12 protein-coding genes are annotated in these 13,345 nt (G+C 68.6%); 5 read left to right on the plus strand and 7 right to left on the minus strand.

The window, feature by feature from the left end; translation table 11 throughout:
• Window positions 1-5: 5 nt before the first annotated feature.
• The 4 genes from LBW94_RS08690 to LBW94_RS08705 form a co-directional block, all read right to left on the minus strand.
• On the minus strand, window positions 6-560 hold the full coding sequence (locus LBW94_RS08690; RefSeq protein WP_225055492.1) for a flavodoxin domain-containing protein: 555 nt from the start codon (window positions 558-560) through the stop codon (window positions 6-8).
• Window positions 561-663: 103 nt separating this feature from the next.
• The gene (locus LBW94_RS08695) at window positions 664-1,680 is read right to left on the minus strand and encodes an Acg family FMN-binding oxidoreductase (RefSeq protein WP_225055493.1); all 1,017 of its coding nucleotides are present in this window, start codon (window positions 1,678-1,680) and stop codon (window positions 664-666) included.
• A gap of 189 nt (window positions 1,681-1,869) precedes the next feature.
• Window positions 1,870-2,079 (minus strand): hypothetical protein, encoded by a 210-nt coding sequence (locus LBW94_RS08700; RefSeq protein WP_225055495.1) that lies wholly within the window; start codon window positions 2,077-2,079, stop codon window positions 1,870-1,872.
• A gap of 9 nt (window positions 2,080-2,088) precedes the next feature.
• Window positions 2,089-2,235: a hypothetical protein gene (locus LBW94_RS08705; RefSeq protein WP_225055496.1), complete on the minus strand. Its 147-nt coding sequence runs from the start codon at window positions 2,233-2,235 to the stop codon at window positions 2,089-2,091.
• A 361-nt stretch (window positions 2,236-2,596) separates the two neighbouring features.
• Here LBW94_RS08705 and LBW94_RS08710 point away from each other — a divergent pair, with 361 nt between their 5' ends.
• Entirely contained in the window at window positions 2,597-3,568 is a 972-nt protein-coding gene (locus LBW94_RS08710) for an Acg family FMN-binding oxidoreductase (RefSeq protein ID WP_225055498.1), read from the plus strand.
• Window positions 3,569-3,578: 10 nt separating this feature from the next.
• Here LBW94_RS08710 and LBW94_RS08715 read toward each other — a convergent pair whose 3' ends face one another.
• The 3 genes from LBW94_RS08715 to LBW94_RS08725 all read right to left on the minus strand — a co-directional run bounded on the left by LBW94_RS08715 (window position 3,579) and on the right by LBW94_RS08725 (window position 6,826).
• Window positions 3,579-5,300 carry a GAF domain-containing protein gene (locus LBW94_RS08715; protein WP_225055499.1) on the minus strand — a complete coding sequence of 574 codons (1,722 nt, stop codon included), beginning with the start codon at window positions 5,298-5,300 and terminating at the stop codon, window positions 3,579-3,581.
• A 79-nt stretch (window positions 5,301-5,379) separates the two neighbouring features.
• Window positions 5,380-6,015 (minus strand): HPP family protein, encoded by a 636-nt coding sequence (locus tag LBW94_RS08720; RefSeq protein WP_323137811.1) that lies wholly within the window; start codon window positions 6,013-6,015, stop codon window positions 5,380-5,382.
• 172 nt (window positions 6,016-6,187) lie between these two features.
• Window positions 6,188-6,826, minus strand: coding sequence for a DUF2267 domain-containing protein (locus tag LBW94_RS08725; RefSeq protein WP_225055501.1), 639 nt, complete (start codon window positions 6,824-6,826; stop codon window positions 6,188-6,190).
• A gap of 472 nt (window positions 6,827-7,298) precedes the next feature.
• On the opposite strand from LBW94_RS08725, the gene LBW94_RS08730 reads away from it, so the two are divergent.
• The 4 genes from LBW94_RS08730 to LBW94_RS08745 all read left to right on the plus strand — a co-directional run bounded on the left by LBW94_RS08730 (window position 7,299) and on the right by LBW94_RS08745 (window position 13,345).
• Complete coding sequence (locus LBW94_RS08730; protein WP_225055503.1) at window positions 7,299-8,267, plus strand: 1-phosphofructokinase family hexose kinase; 969 nt, start codon at window positions 7,299-7,301, stop codon at window positions 8,265-8,267.
• A gap of 169 nt (window positions 8,268-8,436) precedes the next feature.
• A complete protein-coding gene (locus tag LBW94_RS08735; protein ID WP_225055504.1) occupies window positions 8,437-9,807 on the plus strand; it encodes a wax ester/triacylglycerol synthase domain-containing protein in 1,371 nt (456 codons plus the stop codon).
• 122 nt (window positions 9,808-9,929) lie between these two features.
• Window positions 9,930-10,853: a universal stress protein gene (locus tag LBW94_RS08740; protein ID WP_225055506.1), complete on the plus strand. Its 924-nt coding sequence runs from the start codon at window positions 9,930-9,932 to the stop codon at window positions 10,851-10,853.
• Between the two features lie 14 nt (window positions 10,854-10,867).
• Window positions 10,868-13,345 carry a phosphoketolase gene (locus LBW94_RS08745; protein ID WP_225055507.1) on the plus strand — a complete coding sequence of 826 codons (2,478 nt, stop codon included), beginning with the start codon at window positions 10,868-10,870 and terminating at the stop codon, window positions 13,343-13,345.

Raw genomic sequence — 13,345 nt, forward strand, 5'->3', positions numbered from 1 at the left:
GACGATCAGGGGTGGATGGTGGTCGTCGATGCCTGCCGCAGTTGTAGTGCCTTGGCGATCCCGTCGGTCCAGTCGCGGATCGCGGTCCAGTCACGCAGATCGCCGTAACGGGTCCCGCCGAGCAACCGGAACAGGATCCGCGCCGGCAGGTCCACTCCGGCGCGTTCGTAGTGACCGGCGAACGCGCGATAATCCCGGGGCACGATCTCGTCCCGCACCGCCGCGATCCGCGCCGGCACCCGGCTGCCGATCCGGCGCCCGATCGGCCCGCGCAGGGCGGGGCCCAGGCCGACGCTGAACAACCAGACATCCAGTGCGGCCAGCTCGTTCCGATAGCTGTGCACGTAATCGGCGACGGCGGGCAGCAGGGCGCGATTGTGTACCGCGCTACCGAGGACGACGGCGTCCACCGTGCTCGGATCGGGTGCGTGTGCGAAATCGGTGACGTCCACGCAGGCGCCGCGTCCGGCCAGATCGGCGCCGATGAAGTCGGCGATCTCACGGGTTGAACCCTGTGCCGTCGCGTAGAGGACGGCGATGCGGGGTGTCTGCGTATCCATGCCTTTCAGCCTGTTCCGTACCGGTTCTCCTGTCCGGAGGCGTCCTGCCCCGGTACCGGTGCCGAAGGTCACCGGATGCGGGTGAGGCGGACACCTTCGTTGCTCACTCGCCGATCGGTGTGGTGCGAATCTCCAGGCAGTCGCTCAGTCGCCTGCGTGAGGTCCGGGCCGATCGAGTGTGCGCGACGGGCGCGACGCCGATCCGGACCACGACCTGCGGGAACAGCGCATGCGGGAGCAGCACGGCGATGGCGGCCCGGGCGATCCGCGATTCGGTGAGGTGGGTCAGCGCGCAGGTCGACAGTCCCGTCGAGGCGCACTCCAGCAGGATCGCGGACAGTGCCTCGCCGACGGCCGGCCACTCGTCCGGGTTGTCGGCGGCGCAGCTCAGGACCACCAGCCGCGCCGCATCGGTCAGCGCGCGGTGGTGCACCGACTGCGGCGCGGTCGGGAACGGGTGGCCGGCATGGGTGCGCGATGCTTCGTCCGCAGATATCAAGGATGTTTCGGCGAATCCCTCGCTGTCATCGAAATGCTCTGCCCAGCACATCAATTCCTGCTGGTGGAACTGATCTTCGCGGTGCGCGGCAGCCGTCTGCTCCGAGATCGCCGCCAGTTGCGGACGCGCCTTCTCCTCGAGCACGTCGACCTCGACCCGATGCGGCCTGGCCAGGCGACGCAGCGAGAGCATCGTCGCATCGAAATCCCCCGGTGCCCGCATCGGCCGCCGCTCGCTGTACCGCTCGGTGATCGCGTGCGCGCGCCGCACCACCCCGGCCGGTGGATCCGGCCAGGGCCGGAAGTCGACGACCGCCAGGTAGCCGGGCCGATACGGATCGGGTAGCCGCAGCGGATCGGCGTGCCAGCCCAGGGCGGCGAAAGCCGTGCGGGCGTGATGCAGCACCGCGCCGCAGCTGATCAGTTGCTGCCGACCGTGCGGGTCGGCCGTCGACAGGGTGCGGTACGAGTCGGCGTACAGGTGCAGACGGTGACCGTCGAAAACCCAATACCACGGCTGGGTGTTGTGAAACGATGGCGCGCGTCCGGCCAGCCGCAGCGCCGTCTGCACGGTGGGCTGGTCCGGAACCGATACGGTGGCAACAGGATCCGCGGCTGTCATGCTTAGAGCATCACCCGAGACCGGCACCGCCGGATACCGGCTTCGGCCTCGATCGGTAGAGCCGTTGGTCACAATGTCGACAGAGCCCCGCGGATACCGGGCGCAGCCGCGCGGTGGGGTAGTGGGCCCGCGGCGAACAGCCGAGCCGATACCCGGTGCCGGAGGCGGGCCCATCGGCTCGGGCGCCTGTCACGATATATCCGGCCTGGACAGTCGTGGCACCCACTCATGGTCGTGCTCCTCGGCCGTGGGCGTCCGGTCGAAGGTGTCGGCAATGCCGGTGATGTCGTGCGGTCGGTGGAAGTGCCGGTGGATTCGGCGCCAGTGGACGGCTGCGGTGGCGGCCCAGGCGACCGCCGCTACCGTGGCGACGGTGGCCGAGGTCAGCAGGATCAGCATCGTCTGTGGTCACTCGGTGCCGGTGGTGCCCATGACCTGAGTCCACCAGTCCTCCAGGGGGCTCGGATCGGGCCAGCGGACCACTACCGGGCGGTCGTCGTCGGCGGTTGTCGCTACGACGGTGACCGTTGCGGCGGAGAGAGTTTCGACGTTCATGACCCTGCCCTTCAGACAGTGACGGTGACACCGGCGTCTCGGAGCTGCCGGCCTTGTCAGCCTCCCCGATCCCGCGGCCCGCGGTCAGGGGCCGCAGCACCTACTTCGGCGGGACCTTCGACCCTTCGGCGTTCCGAGCGGGGTGAATCCCGTGTACTTCGAGGAACCGGCGGCGATCGAGAATGCGGCCGGGAAGCGTGTCGGGCTGTGCTCCGTCCAGTTGCGGCCCGACGTCACCGCGGACAGGGACTTTCGGCAGTCTCGGCGGCGGGGGTGCGCGCGCGATGCTGGATCGGAGCAGAACACGGACATCCGAGGCAGATACGGACACAACCGCCGACCCGGCCTGCTGGAGGCCACCATGACCAGGACATACCCCGACCACGAAACCCTTCGCGCGGCGTTGGCGCTGGCGTCGCGCGCACCGTCGGTGCACAACACCCAGCCCTGGATCTGGCGGATGGGGGACAGCTCCGTTCATCTGTACGCCGATCCGGGCCGGCGGCTCCCCTGTACCGACCCCGACGGCCGTGACCTGGTGGTCAGCTGTGGCGCGGCACTGCACCACCTGCGGGTCGCGGCACGCGGGCTCGGCTGGGAGTCCAGGGTGCACCGGCTGCCCGATCCGGACGACGTGGATCATCTGGCCGCTGTCGAGTTCCGTGCCGCCGCACCGACCATGGCCGAGCTGCGGCTCAGCAGAGCGATTCCGGACCGGCGAACCGACCGCCGCCGTTACACGTCCTGGGAAGTTCCCGCGGCCCACGTATCGGCGCTGGTGGCTGCCGGCGCCGACTGCGGGGTCGTGGTCCACGACATCGGAGAGGGCTGGGCACGAGCGCAATTGGTCCATGCCTTCGAACGCGCGGCATGGCAGCACACCCTGGACTTCGGCTACGGGGCCGAGCTGTCCCGGTGGAGCGGGCGGCACGCGGCCACCGCCGGGGTCCCTGCCCGCAGTGCGATCGTCGCGACCGATGCCACGACCCGGCCGTTCGCCGATCCGGGCTTGGCGCAGGCGGTGGTGCGCGACACCGAGGGCGCGGACCGGATGTTGCTGCTCGCCACCGCCGGCGACGATCGGCTGTCGCAGCTGCGTGCCGGCGAGGCCACCAGCGCGATCCTGCTGACCGCCACCATGCTGGGCATGTCGACCTGCCCGCTGACCGAGCCGCTGGAAGTGCCGGCCACTCGCACGGAAATTCGCACCGAGGTCATCGGTGACGGTGGGCTTCCGCAAATGATCATCCGGATCGGCTGGGCGGCAACGAGTTCGGAACCGCCGCCGCCGACCCCGCGGCGTCCCCTGGACGAGTTCGTGCATCGGTTGTGAACCGCGATAGTCAGCGCAGGGGTACCGACCACACCAGACGGGTGCCGCGGCCGCCGCGATCGGTCACCGGCCCTACGGTGCAGCTGCCGCCACAGGACTTCGCCCGCTGCACCAGATTGTCCAGACCGCTGGCGACGATGTCGGCGGGAATGCCGCAGCCGTCGTCGACCACGGCGATGGTGAGGTCGTCGGCGACGGTGATATCGAGGTCGATGGTGTCGGGGTCGGCGTGCCGGACGGCATTGCTGACCGCTTCCCGAACCACCGCCTCCGCGTGCTCGGCGAGTTCGGTGTCCACCACCGACAGTGGCCCGGTCACCCGCACGGAGGTCCGGATGGCGGCGTCGCCGACCTGCTGCCGGACCGCCTGCTCGATACGCTGCCGGAGATGAGCGCTGGGCAGCATCGAACCGTGGAGATCGAAGATCGAGGTGCGGATCTCCTGCACGACGTCCTGCAGATCATCCACGGCGTCACCGATCCGCGCCTGCACCTCCGGGACTTTTGTCCGGGATACGGTGCCCTGCAACGACATTCCGATCGCGAACAGGCGCTGGATGACATGATCGTGCAGATCGCGGGCGATCCGATCCCGGTCGGCCAGGATGTCCAATTCCCTGACCCGGTGCTGGGTCTCGGCCAACTGCCGGGCCAGCGCCGCCTGATCGGTGAATGCCGCTGCCAACCGCAGGATCTCGTCGTTGTAGGGCGGGCGGTCGATGGTGCGTAGGGCGATCAGCGCGCCGAAGGTCAGGTCCTGGGCGCGCAAAGGTAATACGAGCGCCGAACCGGCCTCGGCGAAGAAGTCCGGCAGGTCGGTCCCGCGCACGTCGTCTATGCGCAGGGGAGTGCGATCGGTGAAGGCTTTGCCGACCACGCTGCCGGATATCGGCAGCGTCTTGCCGATATCTTCGCCGGCGCTGGTGGTGTGGGTGACTCTCAGCCGACCGGATTCCTCGGGAAATCGTTCCGGATCATCTACCAGGGCGAGCACGACCCGGCAGGAGTCGGTCAGTATCCGGGCCCGGTCGACGAGGTGCGACAGCACCTCGTCGGACTCGGTTCCGGCCAGAAATTCGGTCGTGAGGTCGCCGACCGCCTCGATCCATGCCTGCCGGGTGCGGGCCGACCGGTACAGGCACGCGTTATCGATGGCGATACCGGCCGCCGCGGCCAGTGCCTGCACGATCAGTTCGTCGTCCTCGGTGAACAATTGACCGCCGGATTTCTCGGTCAGGTACAGGTTGCCGAAGATCTCGTCCCGGATACGGATCGGAACCCCGAGGAAGGTCAGCATGGGCGGATGGTTGGCGGGGAACCCGACCGACGCCGGGTGCTCCGACAGATTCTCCAGCCGGACGGGCTCCGGTCGGCTGAACAACAAACCCAGTACCCCGTGCCCCTGCGGCAGGTCGCCGATGCGGGCCCGGGTGGGCTCGTCGATGCCCTGATAGATGAACTGGCTCAACCGGCTGTCCTGGCCGCGCACACCGAGAGCGCCGTATTGCGCATCCACCAGGCCGACGGCAGTGCGGACGATGGTGGTGAGCGTTTCGGCCAGGTCGAGGCCTGCGGTGACCGTCAGCATCGCGTCGACCAAACCGTCCATCCGGTCCCGGACGTCCATGATCTGTTCGATCCGGCCCCTGACCTCGCTGAGCAACTCTCGCAACCGCAACTGTGACAGGGTCCCACGGACCGAGTACGCGCTTTCTCCAGCAAGATGGCTCATCCCGGGATCCGATCATCGAGGCGCGTTACCATCTGACACCAGGGATTTTACCCGTCGGAGCGGAACGGCCGAGCCTGCGTCAGCCGACGATCTCGTCCGTGCGTCGCTGCATCCACTCCGGCAGCGACGTGACCGTGCACCTGGAATGTGATGCGGACGCCGCGATGACGTCCACGTGATCGATGCCCTCGACGGTCGTCGCCAATGTCGATACGACCTGAGACTCGGTGAGGTCGGCGAAATCGCCGCTGATGACCGCTCGGCCTTCGGTCACCTCGACCGTCCACTGTCGTCGGCTACCGGCGTAGTCGTCGAGCAGGGACCGCACACGGGATTCCGACTCGTGATCCGGGCGCAACAGAGTGCGGAGTAGATCGCGCCGAGCCACGATACCGACCAGAATTCCCGCTTCCACGACCGGCATCGAGCGCAACCGGCCCGTCAGCATCCGGCGCGCGATGCTGGCCAGGTCCGTGTTCGGTGAAACAACCTCCACCGGCGTCGTCATCACCGCCGCCACCATGGTGTGTTCGTCGGCAGGATCCGCACCGAGCGCGTCGGACTCCGACAATATCCCGATCACCCTGCCCTGATCGTCGACCACCGGCACCGCTGCGAAACCATGGGCGGTGATCAGCGAGACAGCCGCCGGCAGGGGTGTTTGCGGACCGACCGTCACAACCGGCCGACTCGAGATATCGCGTGCGTACATCATTCCTCCGGGTCCGTCAGCATTGTCGTTCTGCTTCGTCAACCTACGGAGGGGCGGAGACGTCCGGCAGGGCCACCGGTCCCCTGAACGGAGGGCACATCGACATCGTTTCCGGCCGGGCGCGGCCGGTGCGGTCGGACCGCCGGAGTCTGCGAGGAGACGACCGTCGGGATCTTCATCCGGCGCTGCTGGTCAGTCCTTCTGCCATGAGAATCCGGTGCGCTTGCTGCGCCGCCGCGGCACCGGACAGCGCATCGCTGTCCCCGACCGGGTGTTCCTCCAGACCACGGGCGAGGATCGCGACGGCATCGCCGAGCGACCGCAGTCGCCGCTCGAGACCCGCTGTCCGCTCCTTCGGTGCCGGCCCGACCTCTGCGGGCATCGTATCGATGCCCGCACCTGACACGAGTTGCTGTAGCCGTATCGGCAGCACGGCGAAGACGTGGCCGAGTTGCCCGGGCGAGCACAGCTCGGTCAGTGCGCCGGTGACCGCGTCGACCAGGGCCGGGACCTCGTCTCGGGTGACGCCCGCCGCTTCGGCGAACTGGTCCGTGAATGCCGCGGGATCGTGGCCGACCGGCACGCGGCCGGGTCTCCAGCTCTCGTAGTAGACACCGCGCAGCAACTCCGGCAGTTGTGCGGTGAAGTGCGCCGAGGTGACGACTCCGATCCGATCCCGGACGGTATGCAGCCAGGCCCGTAGCACACGATGGGCGAACCGGCGATCCTCGGTGTTCAGCCGATAGGCCACCGTGGCAAGCCACGCGTGAGCGGTGTCGAGCGCGGGTGCGAAAGGATCATCGTTCTTGGGCATGTCCCCAGCGTCCGCCGTCGGCGAGTCGCACCCCTAGAGCCCGTGGTCCATTCCACGATGGTCGATCGTCCTCACCTTCGGCGGTGGGGCGATGGCGTTCACAGGCCGCTGGGACAGATTTCCGGATTCGTGCCCGCGACCCCGATCCGGTGTCGCCGAGCAACTCCGCGGAACTGCTCGGCAGGGCGTCACGAACCGGAATGCGCGAACGGTGGTCGTGCACATCCGGCCTGCTCCGGCTACCGTGCCGTCCACAGCGCCGGAGATCCCTCGTTGCGGGTCGGTGAATGTGGCCGAGTGAGCTCACGGGGGACTTCCGTCCTGGGCAGTGACGACTCGCGACCCTGCCGGGAATCCCGGCGGAGGCGTGGAATCGGGTGACATGAGATCCGCAGTGCGGGTCGAAGTGGGATCCGGCGAACAGCCGGTCCGGGACGGGTGTCCCGACCGGCCGACCGAAAGGCGGGTGGCGATGTCGGTCGTCACAGTGACCATGAACCCTGCGATCGATATCGCCACGGGTGTCCCGCAGTTGCGGCAGACCGAGAAGATGCGTTGCGAGACACCGCGATTCGATCCCGGAGGCGGTGGCATCAATGTCGCACGCACGGTGCTGGCGGTGGGCGGCGCGCCGACGGCGGTGTTCCCGATGGGCGGGCACTCCGGGCGACTGCTCGAGCAGCTGGTCTCCGACGCCGGGGTGGCCGTGCGGCCGATACCGGTCGCCGGCTGGACCCGGGAGAGCTTCTCGGTCACCGACAGAGTCGACGACCGGCAGTACCGGTTCGTGCTGCCCGGCGCATCGCTGAGCCCTGTCGAACAGCAACAATGTCTCGATGCCGTCGCGACGACCCTCGTCGCCACCGGCGCCCGGTTCCTGGTGGCCAGCGGTAGCCTGCCGCCGGATACTCCGCCCGATTTCTGGCAGCGGCTGGTCGACCAGGCCGCACTGCTCGGTGTCGCGGTGGCTGTCGATACGTCCGGCGAGGCACTGCGGCACCTGTACGGAGGCGTGGAACTGTTGAAACCCAGCGTCCGCGAACTGAGCGACTGTGTCGGTCGTCCGCTGCCCGACCGCGCTGATCAGATCGCCGCCGCCCGGCAATTGGTCGATGCGGGCGTCGCCCGGATCGTGGTCGTGTCGCTGGGAGCGGACGGCGCTGTCGCAGTGACCGCGGACTGGTCGCAATGGTTCCCGCCCGTCGCGGAGACCGTGGTCAGCGGCATCGGCGCCGGCGATGCGATGGTGGGTGGACTGGTCGTGGCGCTGGCGCGTGGCTGGACCATCGATGACGCGGTTCGCCTGGGCATCGCCGCGGCGACGGCAGCACTGGCCACCCCGGGCACCAGTCCGGGACGGCCGGAGCACATCGCCGAACTGTACCGACGGCTCACCGAGCGCGATGCGGACAGCGCACCCGCGGGAGTGCTGTCCCGCTAGGGAGGCCGATCGGGGACGCCGGGCACGGTGGTGGTGGCCGGAAGTCTGTCGTGGTGAGGACCAAGGCATCTGTCCGGCAATCCCGGGTCGCGACACGATGGTCGCAACGGATCGGCAATTTCCCAGTCGGGCGCCAGGACGTCGACGGTTGCCGGTGAAGGTGACCACCATGGCTGGTCTGCGCACCATCGACACGGGCTTCCTCGAATTGGAGGAGGCGGATCGGCATGCCGGTCTCGGTGTGGGCGTAGTGGCGGTGATCGCCGGAACGCCACCTCCCCGGAACCGCCTGGGGGCCCGGATCCTGGCAATTGCCGATCGGCACCCGCGCCTGCGCCAGCGGTGGCAACGAGCCCAGCGGGACCGGGAGGCCCCAGCATGGGCGGACGACCCGGCGTTCGACTTGAACCGCCACCTGTCGTGGACGGTGTTGCCTGATCCGGGTGACGACCAGGCACTGCGGGCAGCCGTCGCCGTCGAACTCGAACGGCGCCTCGATCCGGATCGCCCACTGTGGCGGTGTCTGGTGATCGAACACCTCGCCGATGATCGCTGGGCGATGTTGATACAGGCGCACTACGCCATGGTCGACGGCATTTCCGGCGCCGCCTTGCTCGAAAGCTTCTGCGACCCGACCGATTCCGGCCTGCGCGTGCGATCGGCCGAAAAATCGCGGCGCGCCGACCCGCTCCGTCTCGCCGGCCGAGCGATTCGGTTGTCCGCGGCAGCGCCTGCCCAGGCGTTGTCGATGGTGTACAGCGTGGCACCGGTCGTCTGGGCTGCGGTGGGCCCGGCTGCCGCATCGTCGTTCAACGCTCCGGCCGGGCGGCATCGCCGCTACGCAATCGCGCGCACCACTCTGCCCGAGATTCACGCCATCGGCACGGCATTCGGCGCGACGGTCAACGATGTGGCCGTGGCTGCGATCACCGCCGCCTACCGCGATCTCCTGCGACACCGTGGCGAGACCGCACTCGGGACCATGCGGGTGCTGATTCCGCGGTCGACGCGCGGCACGTCCACGAAACGCGTGATGGACAACGGCGTTTCGGCCATGCTGACCGAATTACCGATCGAGGTCGACGATCCGGTGGACCGGCTCACGGCGGTTCGCTGCCGGATTGCCGCGCAACGCGACAGCGGTGTGGCCGAGGCGGAGAAGACCCTGCTGGCCCTGGCCGAGCGGCTGCCGTTTCCTGCGGTCGCCTGGGCATTGCGGCTGGCGGCGCGGCATCCGCGGCGCGGGGTGACCGCGCTGGCCACGATTGTGCCCGGGCCCCGGCACCGGCTCACCTTCGATGGGCAGCTGGTGCTGGAACTGTTGCCGTGCATGCCGATCGCCATGCGATTGCGGACCACGATCGCGATCCTGAGCTATGCGGACCAGCTGGCATTCGGGATCACCGGTGACTTCGACAGCGCTTCCGACATCGATGTGCTCAGCGCTGGAATCGAACACGGCCTGGCCGAACTGCTGATGCGCGCACAGACGGCGGAGCCGGTCCTGCCGGTGCCCGGACCCGCGTACAGCGGCCGCTGAGCGTGGCGGTCGAACGAGGCGTTCGGACCACAGAGGTGGGACTTTGGACCGCATCGGTGAGACCCGGTTCTTTCTACGGTGAGGACATCCGGCCGATCGGCCGGAATTTCGAGGAGGTTGCGATGGACCGGCAGCACAACGACGATCCGCACCACCTGGCCTCGGCCGCGGTGGTGGCCGGCATCGACGGTTCGCAGGCGTCGGAGACGGCGCTGATGTGGGCGGCCGACATGGCCGACCGCTGCGGACGGGAGCTGCGCATCGTGCACAGCCTGGCCCTGAACCGGCTGGCCGAGGTCTACAACCGATACGACGTGTCGATACCGGCGGTCCTCGACGCCATGCGCACCACCGGCGAGGTCTACACCGGCAAGGCCGTGGCCGCGGTGCGGCGGCGGTACCCGCGGTTGCGGGTGTCGTCGGTGGTGTCCGAAGACGATCCGGGCCCACTGTTGGTGCGGTCGAGTGCCGGCGCTTATCGGGTCGTGATCGGAACCACCGGCGCGAGCGGGTGGGCGTCGCATCTGGGATCGATCGTGCTGGCGGTGACCAGCCATGCCCACGGCGCCGTCGTGGTGGTTCGCACCGATCCCGACGCCGGGAAGCAGGTGCGGGCCGAGGGGCCCGTCGTCGTCGGGGTCGACGGTGATCCGGTCGGCGAGCCCGCGCTCGCCGCGGCCTTCGAGGAAGCGGCGGAGCGCGGCGCCGAACTGGTGGTCGTCCACGTCTGGGCGGACATCAATCTCGGAAAGTACGCCGACGACCCGTACCTCCTCGAATCGTTCTCGGCGATCGCGGTGACCGAGGAGGCGCTGCTGGCCGAGCGGCTGGCGGGCTGGCAGGAGAAATATCCCGAGGTGGCGGTGACCCGGATGCTGTATCCGCTGGATCCGGCCACCGTGCTGATCGACTGGTCGACACGCGCTCAGCTGGTGGTGGTCGGCAGTCGCGGACGCGGTGGATTCCGTGGCCTGCTGCTCGGATCGACCTCGAATTCCCTTGTGCAGCACGCTCATTGCCCTGTCATGGTAGTCCGTCCCCACTGATGAGAGTGATCTCGATGAACAACGATGCGGCGCGGCCCGCGCTTACCGAAGACGACTCCCTCACCGGTCTGGACGCCTGGTGGCGTGCGGCGAACTACCTGTCCGCCGGGCAGATCTATCTGCTGGACAACCCACTGCTGACCGAGCCACTGGCCGCGCGGCACATCAAACCGCGGCTGCTGGGGCATTGGGGCAGCGTGCCCGGTATCACCCTCACCTACGGCCATCTGAATCGCATCATCCGGCAACGGCACCGCCGGATGTTGTTCGTGTGCGGACCCGGGCACGGCGCCGCGGGGTTGAACGCCGCGGCCTGGCTGGAGGGCAGCTACAGCGAACGCCACCCGGAGGTGGCGCGGGATACGGCCGGGATGCGGGAATTGTTCCGGCAGTTCTCCTTTCCCGGTGGGGTGCCCAGCCACGCGTCGCCGCATCTGCCGGGCTCGATCCACGAGGGCGGCGAGCTGGGCTATTCCCTGGCACATGCCACCGGTGCGGCGCTGGACAACCCGGATCTGACGGTGGCCTGTGTCATCGGCGACGGTGAGGCCGAGACGGGCGCGCTCGCGACCAGCTGGCACGCACCGGCGTTCCTCAACCCGGTCTGCGATGGGACGGTGCTACCGATCCTGCACCTCAACGGCTACAAGATCGCCAACCCGACCCTGCTGGCGCGCCTGCCGCGCGGAGATCTGGACGCCCTGCTGCTCGGGCACGGCTGGGAGCCGTGGCATGTGCGTGGCAGCGACCCGCAGGAGGTCCACGAGGCGTATGCGGCTGCGCTGGACGAGGTGTTCGACCGGATCTCCGAAATCCGTGACGAGACTCGCCACAGCGGGGGTTCCCACACCGCGCGGCTGCCGATGATCGTGCTCGCGACCCCCAAGGGCTGGACCGGTCCGGCGGAGGTCGACGGTGTGCCGGTGGCGGATACGTTCCGCGCCCATCAGGTGCCGTTACCGGGGGTGCGTGACAATCCCGGACATCTGGCGTTGCTGGAACACTGGCTGCGCTCCTATCGGCCGGAAGAACTGTTCGCGCCCGACGGAGCACCGACGCCGCTGCTCGAGTCGGTCGTTCCGGTGGGCGAACTGCGGATGAGCGCGAATCCACTGGCACATGGGCGAACCCGGATCGAGTTGCGGCTACCGGAGGTGTCCGGGCATGCCCTGGCCGTGCCGGCACCGGGCGCGGTCGACGGTGAGGCCACCCGGGTGCTCGGCGGCTTTCTGCGCGATGCCCTGACCGCCAATCCCCATGACCTGCTGTTCTTTTCCCCGGACGAGCACACGTCCAACCGGCTGGACGCGGTGCTGGAGGTGACCGGCCGGCGCTGGCGGGAGAGCCGCCGGCCCGGCGACGACCGGCTCGCGCCGGACGGTCGCGTGTTCGAGGTGCTCTCGGAACATCTGTGCCAGGGGTGGCTCGAAGGGTATCTGCTGACCGGCCGGCACGGCGTGTTCTCCACCTACGAGGCGTTCGCGCACATCATCGACTCGATGGTGGTGCAGCATGCCAAGTGGCTGCACACCGCGGCCGAGTTCCCTTGGCGGGAACCGATTCCCAGCCTGAACTACCTGATCACCTCGCACGTGTGGCGGCAGGACCACAACGGCGCCTCGCATCAGGATCCGGGCTTCATCGATCACATCCTGAGCAAGCGGCCCGAGGTGTCGCGGGTGTATCTGCCGCCCGACGCCAATTGCCTGTTGCACGTGTTCGACCACTGCCTGCGCGGCCGCGGCCTGATCAATGTGGTGGTGGCCGGAAAGCAGCCCGCGCCACAGTATCTCGGTGACGACGAGGCCCGCCGGCACTGCGCCCGCGGGCTGGGCGTGTGGCGGTGGGCCAGTTCGGACGCCGGGGGCGATACCGATGTCGTGCTGGCCTGCGCGGGTGACGTACCCACCCAGGAGACCCTCGCCGCCGTGGCGTTGCTGCGGGAACTGGCGCCCGAGGTGACGGTCCGCGTCGTGAACGTGGTGGATCTGGCGCGCTTGTTCCCGCCGGACCGGCACCCGCACGGCATCTCCGATCGCGCCTACACGGAGATCTTCACCGCCGGCCGACCGGTGGTCTTCGCGTTCCACGGCTACCCGTGGCTGATCCATCAGCTCGTCTATCGTCGTCCCGGTCACGACCGGATGCACGTGCGGGGATTTCACGACCGCGGGACCACCACGACCCCGTTCCAGATGTGCGTGCTCAACGGTATCGATCGCTATCATCTCGCGCTCGCCGCGCTCGAGCAGGTGCCCCGGCTGGACGAGCGAATGGGCCATCTGCGTGAGGAATTGCTGGACCGGCTCGACCGGGCACGCACTCATGCCTACCGGTTCGGCGAGGATCCGGCGGAGATTCTGGACTGGCGCTGGCATACCTCGGGGATGCTGCCGAACCACGGTCGCAACGGCGCGATTCTCCCGGACGGATTACCTCACGACCGAGGACTTTCGGCCGTCTCGGGGACCGGTGCCGAGGCGGGAAGCTGA

Origin of the sequence: Nocardia sp. alder85J (genome assembly GCF_020176955.2) — a bacterium.
Taxonomy (GTDB): domain Bacteria; phylum Actinomycetota; class Actinomycetes; order Mycobacteriales; family Mycobacteriaceae; genus Nocardia.

Bases quoted from the DNA above. Each gene is read 5' to 3' on its own strand.
- LBW94_RS08740 (WP_225055506.1), top strand. From the start codon at position 9,930: ATGGACCGGCAGCACAACGACGATCCGCACCACCTGGCCTCGGCCGCG.
- LBW94_RS08745 (WP_225055507.1), top strand. From the start codon at position 10,868: ATGAACAACGATGCGGCGCGGCCCGCGCTTACCGAAGACGACTCCCTC.
- LBW94_RS08695 (WP_225055493.1), bottom strand. From the start codon at position 1,680: ATGACAGCCGCGGATCCTGTTGCCACCGTATCGGTTCCGGACCAGCCC.
- LBW94_RS08710 (WP_225055498.1), top strand. From the start codon at position 2,597: ATGACCAGGACATACCCCGACCACGAAACCCTTCGCGCGGCGTTGGCG.
- LBW94_RS08730 (WP_225055503.1), top strand. From the start codon at position 7,299: ATGTCGGTCGTCACAGTGACCATGAACCCTGCGATCGATATCGCCACG.
- LBW94_RS08735 (WP_225055504.1), top strand. From the start codon at position 8,437: ATGGCTGGTCTGCGCACCATCGACACGGGCTTCCTCGAATTGGAGGAG.
- LBW94_RS08715 (WP_225055499.1), bottom strand. From the start codon at position 5,300: ATGAGCCATCTTGCTGGAGAAAGCGCGTACTCGGTCCGTGGGACCCTG.
- LBW94_RS08705 (WP_225055496.1), bottom strand. From the start codon at position 2,235: ATGAACGTCGAAACTCTCTCCGCCGCAACGGTCACCGTCGTAGCGACA.
- LBW94_RS08725 (WP_225055501.1), bottom strand. From the start codon at position 6,826: ATGCCCAAGAACGATGATCCTTTCGCACCCGCGCTCGACACCGCTCAC.
- LBW94_RS08700 (WP_225055495.1), bottom strand. From the start codon at position 2,079: ATGCTGATCCTGCTGACCTCGGCCACCGTCGCCACGGTAGCGGCGGTC.
- LBW94_RS08690 (WP_225055492.1), bottom strand. From the start codon at position 560: ATGGATACGCAGACACCCCGCATCGCCGTCCTCTACGCGACGGCACAG.
- LBW94_RS08720 (WP_323137811.1), bottom strand. From the start codon at position 6,015: ATGATGTACGCACGCGATATCTCGAGTCGGCCGGTTGTGACGGTCGGT.